The sequence below is a fragment of the Candidatus Burkholderia verschuerenii genome (assembly GCF_001189365.1).
Classification (GTDB): domain Bacteria; phylum Pseudomonadota; class Gammaproteobacteria; order Burkholderiales; family Burkholderiaceae; genus Caballeronia; species Caballeronia verschuerenii.
On record NZ_LFJJ01000275.1, the window covers coordinates 1 to 5,362 of the forward strand.

At 64.2% G+C, this 5,362-nt stretch carries 4 protein-coding genes and 1 pseudogene; all 5 read right to left on the reverse strand.

Annotated features, from left to right (window positions below; genetic code table 11):
- Positions 1–256: 256 nt before the first annotated feature.
- Positions 257–865, reverse strand: a complete 609-nt coding sequence (locus BVER_RS27420; protein ID WP_050455939.1) for a methyltransferase domain-containing protein — start codon at positions 863–865, stop codon at positions 257–259.
- Between the two features lie 28 nt (positions 866–893).
- Complete coding sequence (gene ubiB, locus BVER_RS27425) at positions 894–2,468, reverse strand: ubiquinone biosynthesis regulatory protein kinase UbiB (protein WP_050455940.1); 1,575 nt, start codon at positions 2,466–2,468, stop codon at positions 894–896.
- 21 nt (positions 2,469–2,489) lie between these two features.
- Positions 2,490–3,137: a ubiquinone biosynthesis accessory factor UbiJ gene (locus BVER_RS27430; RefSeq protein WP_157056266.1), complete on the reverse strand. Its 648-nt coding sequence runs from the start codon at positions 3,135–3,137 to the stop codon at positions 2,490–2,492.
- Positions 3,138–3,307: 170 nt separating this feature from the next.
- Positions 3,308–4,249, reverse strand: a complete 942-nt coding sequence (locus BVER_RS36375) for a Tim44 domain-containing protein (protein ID WP_083452396.1) — start codon at positions 4,247–4,249, stop codon at positions 3,308–3,310.
- Between the two features lie 234 nt (positions 4,250–4,483).
- Positions 4,484–4,996 (reverse strand): annotated as a pseudogene (locus tag BVER_RS36380) (DNA alkylation response protein); the annotation flags it as partial.
- Positions 4,997–5,362 lie beyond the last annotated feature (366 nt).

Genomic DNA, 5,362 nt, shown 5'->3' on the forward strand with positions numbered 1-5,362 from the left:
TCGCGCCCCATCGAGATGCTCTACACCATGCCTATCGCAGTCGATTAACTCATATAGACGTTATTCGAACCGCTAGTCGATGTCCCTTACGTTGGGACTGCCCGGACACGAGCGTGCGTGTCGCACCAAAGCCTTGAATTATAGCCGCAAACCATTTTTGACCCGCGATTTTCGGGTGTGCTCCCGGGTGTGTTCCTGAACGCGGATTCCCGAATAAATGGCGGCGGCCACGTTTTTCAAGCCGCGTCCGATGCGCTCAGACGCGCCGCCACGTCATCCAGCGCTCGCGCCCGGCGAAAACCGGAATCGAGCCGCTGACTTCGCGATCGTCGATGAGGGCAAAATACGGCGTCAGCAACGCATCCAGTTCCGTCCGATCGATGCCGAACGGCGGCCCTTTCGGCGTCGCGCCGATAAAGAAGAAGCCCGCGAGCAACGCGCCCGGCCGCAGCAGATGCGCCATGCGCGCCGCGTAGTCCGGCCAGCGGTTCCGTGGCAGCGCGCACAAAAAGGCCCGCTCGTAGGCCCAATCGGTCGCGAACGGCGGTTCGTAGGCAAAGAAATCCGCCTGCTCGACGATCGCTGCATGCGTCCCCAATTGCTCGCGCGCCGCCGCGACCGCGCTCGGCGAAAAGTCGATCGCGCGCACCGGCCAGCCGCGTTGCGCGAGATCGAGCGCTTCGTAGGCGCTGCCGCAGCCGGGAATCAGCTCGTTCGGCGGCGTCTGCGACGGCCAGGCATCGACGAACGAAGCGAACGCCTGCGGCACGCCCGCCTGATCCCACGGCGTGAAGCGCTGATCGAAGCGCTCGTCCCAGAAACCGGGCGAATTCGGATCGCGGTTGTCGAATGACGGATCGCTCATGATGTCGCCTCCACGCCTCGCGGCACGATTACGGATTGCCGAACCACCACTGCGCGATGACCACGCCCGCGCCCGCGATCGCCACCAGCCCGACGACCAGCAGCGTCACCAGCAGCCGGTTCGTGCGCTTTTGCTCGGCCAGCAACTGGCGCACGGTGTCGTCGTTGCCGCTCTTCGGCGCGTCGTGATGCTGCGCGAGAATCGCGTGGATCAGACGCGGCAATTGCGGAATGGTCTTGCTCCACTGCGGCGCTTCCATCTGCAGACGTTCGTACCAGCCGCGCCAGCCGATCTGCTCGTTCATCCAGCGTTCGAGATACGGCTTGGCGGTCTTCCACAAGTCGAGTTCGGGATCGAGCGAGCGGCCCAGTCCTTCGACGTTGAGCATCGTCTTTTGCAGCAGCACCAGTTGCGGTTGAATCTCGACATTGAAGCGGCGCGAGGTGGAAAACAGCCGCATCAGCACTTGCCCGAGCGAAATATCCTTCAGCGCGCGATCGAAATACGGCTCGCAGACGGCGCGGATCGCGCTTTCCAGTTCCTCGACGCGCGTGGTCGGCGGCACCCAGTCGGATTCGAGGTGCAGCGTGGCGACGCGGTGATAGTCGCGCTTGAAGAACGCGAGAAAGTTCTGCGCGAGATAGTTTTTGTCGAAGTCCGACAGCGCCCCGACGATACCGAAATCCAGCGCGATATAGCGCCCGAAAGTGGCTTCGTCCAGACTCACCTGAATATTGCCGGGGTGCATGTCCGCGTGGAAAAAGCCGTCGCGGAATACCTGCGTGAAGAAGATCTCGACGCCTTCGCGCGCCAGCTTCGGAATATCCACGCCTGCCGCGCGCAAGGTGTCGACCTGACTGATCGGCACGCCGACCATCCGCTCCATGACGAGCACCGTCGGCGCGGACAAGTCCCAGTACATTTCCGGCACCAGCAGCAGATCGAGTCCCTGAAAATTGCGGCGCAACTGGCTGCCGTTGGCGGCTTCGCGCATCAGGTCGAGTTCGTCGTGCAGATACTTGTCGAACTCGGCGACGACTTCGCGCGGCTTGAGACGCCGGCCGTCCGGCCAGAGACGCTCGGCCCAGAACGCGGCATCGCGCAGCAGCGCGAGATCGGAATCGATCACGGGCAGCATGTTCGGCCGCAGCACCTTCACCGCGACCGGTTTGCCCGCGTGCTCACCATTCTTGATCTTCGCGAAATGCACCTGCGCGATCGACGCGCTCGCCACCGGCACGCGCTCGAAATCGTCGAACAGATGATCGATGGGCGCGCCCAGCGCCTTCTCGATAATGCCGATCGCCACCGCCGATTCGAACGGCGGCACCTGATCCTGCAATTTGGCGAGCTCGTCGGCGATATCGACGGGCAGCAGATCGCGCCGCGTCGACAGCACCTGCCCGAACTTCACGAAGATCGGGCCGAGGCTTTCCAGCGCGAGACGCAAGCGGATGCCGCGCTCGATATCGAACTTGCGGCCGAACGTCGTGATGCGCATCAGCAGACGCACGCGACGATCCTGAATGCCGCTCATCACCAGCTCGTCCAGACCGAAGCGGACGATGGTGAAAAAAATCTTGAGGAAACGCAGAAAACGCATGTTCGGATTGGCTTCAGCTCGTTATTCGCGCGAGTCGCGCTTTGACTCGCCACCGTTCCGCGCTGAAGCGCCGCGGTCCGGCTGTCGTTGTTCGATTCTTTCGATTCGCTTTTCTACCCGCGCCAATGCATCGCGCGCCTTGGACAATTCCGCGTTGAAGCCGTCGAGCGCGCTGCGGCGCACGAGTTGCGGACTTTCGTCGAGGAAATACTCCGCGAAGGTGTCCAGCAGATTGCGCCCGGTGCGCTGCGCCTGATCCTGAACCGCTCGCGCGATCCGGCCCACGCGATGCGCGGGCGCATCGCCGATCACGCGCGCGAGATCTTCTTCCGGATCCCAGCGCAGATGTTCCGCGAGCTTGGCCAGCGTCTGCGCGAATTCCGCATCGCCTTCGATGCGCACGTGCTTCATCACCGCGCCCTGTCCGCCTTGCAGAAACGCGGGCAGCGCGTCGAGCGGCACGGCGATGGTCACGTCGAAACGGCTGGCTTCAGCGTCGCTGGTGGCCGCGAACAGGCCGTCCGGCTGCACGACCAGCGCGATATGAACCGGCGCGCAGGTCAGCTTCACGCACTTGCCCGCGTACGGCTTGACGCGCTCCAGCGCCCACGGCTCGCGCACGAGCAAATGGTTCACGGCGGCCGCGAACGCGCTCGATGCGGTTTTCAAGGCGGGATTGGCTACGGGACGGGCGGATTCGTCTGCGTTGATCATCGGCTGTGAGATAAAAAAATAAAAAAACCCGCGCAAGCGACAGCTCGCGCGGGTTCTATTCTACGGGGTAATTCCGCGCGAGCAGCCTCCGTCACGCGGGTTCCTCGTCGTGCCTGGGCCTACGTTCAGCCGACCTGCTGAATACCCGCCAGCAGCCAGCCTTCGTTGCCCGTCTTCTGCTTCGACAGATTACAGATTTCGACGAACGGTTCCGCCGACGCGCCTTCCGATTCGCGGATCAGGCCGTGGAAGCGCACGCTCGCCAGATATTCCGGATCGCGGTCTTCGACGCCCAGCACATCGGCGTTGAGCTGCACGACGTCCGTGCGATTCGGCGCGCCGCCGCGTGCATCGACATCCAGCTTGATCTCGGCGTACATCTCGGGCGTCGTGAACTCGCGGATATCGTTGACGTCGCCGCGATCCCACGCGTCCTGCAGCCGGATGAAGTACACCTTCGCGTTACGCGTGAAGGCTTCGGTGTCGAAACCGGCAGGCACGCTTGGCTGCACGGCTTGCTGCGCCGGGGCGTCGAGCGTGGAGGGCGAGCCGTACGCGGTGGTCGCGGGCGGCATCATCGGACGCGAATCCTGACCGAGACCGGTGCGCGCGCTGCCGCCGAACGGCGAGCCCGAACCTGCGCCCGCGTATGCCGGGCCGCCGTTCGCGCCCTGCCGCTTGCGCATGATGAAGCGGAACAGCATGACGGCCGCGATCACGATCAACGCGATGATGATCATGTTCGCCATGGCGCCGGCAAACGCTTCGCCCAGCCCGAAGTGCGACAGCAGCGCCGCGATACCCAGACCCGCCGCGAGACCGGCGATGGGCCCGAGCCAGCGATTACGCGCGGGCTGCGTGGCGGCAGGCGGCGTGGACGGCGCGGCTTGCGCGCGTTGCGCCTGTCCGGCCTGATTCTGCTGCATGGACTGCGACGGCGGCGTGGCCTGATGCTGCTGCGTGGCGGTCGCCGACTGACGGCCCATACTGCGGCTGCCGCCCATGCGCTTGGCGTCCGCCGTTTCGGAGAAGATTGCGCCGGCCGTGATAACGCCAGCCAGCGCCAGTATTCCGGCCTTCCTGAATATTGCGTTCAGGAAACCCCGGGATTGGGGTGTGCGCGAATCGAACCATTTGTGTCCGATCAGCCGATACTCGCCGCCGCGACCGCCCGCGCCGAGCGCATGCGCGCGCGTGCGATTGCTGCGCACATCCGAGCCACCCTGTTTCTCGGTCATGCCCATGCCGATCAGCATCGAGCGCTTGCCGGCGGTGAGCGGAATATCGCGCGGATCGTGCTCGCGCGACAACAGCGGCCCGGCGATCTTCGCGAACAGCGCCGGTTCGTTGCGCAACACGGGGATGCTCGCGAAGCTCATCGTGATCGGACACAGCGAGCCGGATTCCAGTTGCCCGTGCAGGAAATAGCTGGCGCAGCGCGCGGCCATCGAACCGGCGCGCGCGCCGGCTTCGAACGGCAGTGCGTGACAGCCCGCCTGCCGCAACCGTCGCAGCAATTCATGCCACGCCGGATGACATTCCACCGCGTCGATCCGCTCGCCGCGCGGACTGTGCGTGTGCAGTTCCGGCGTATGCCGATTGGCCAAGTCGGCGAGCGCCAGCACGTCGGGCTGCGTCAGCGCGATGGCATCGGCGGATAGCGCGTCGGCGTGCCATTGCGCGCCCTCGCTCGCGACGGCCGCCGCGAGCGCGACATCGGCGGCGAAGGCGTCGTAATCGCAGAGCGGCGGCGTCTGATTGGTGACTTCGTGTGTCCGGCCGAAGGGCAGGTCGGCTGTGTCGGGCGAGTTCATCGTCGGTCTCCCGCGCTATCTCGATTTTCGATGATAAGCCGCGCGCCGCCTTCATGTCCGCGCCTCGCGCGCGCTTGCCGAAAATGACTCGGCAGATTCTCAAAGCATTCTTGGCTGAGACAAATCCGATTGTTTGCGCGCGCCAATTAACGAGAGGACCCCAAACCTATAATCGCGACGGCCTCAGTGGGCTGATGCAATCACGCTTTTAGGAAAGTTTTCGCAATGAGCATAAATCTTAAGTGCGCCGGTAGACTGGCAAGGAGTAGGTGGTGAAAGTCCACTGCGATGAAGGAGTAGCGAACCACATCGGCCCCGAGCCGTGCGCAGGTCACCGCGAGGTGATCGGCGAAGCGTCGGCAGGGG

Excerpts from the sequence above, each read along its gene's own strand:
- BVER_RS27420 (WP_050455939.1), bottom strand. The coding sequence starts at position 865 with ATGAGCGATCCGTCATTCGACAACCGCGATCCGAATTCGCCCGGTTTC.
- ubiB (WP_050455940.1), bottom strand. The coding sequence starts at position 2,468 with ATGCGTTTTCTGCGTTTCCTCAAGATTTTTTTCACCATCGTCCGCTTC.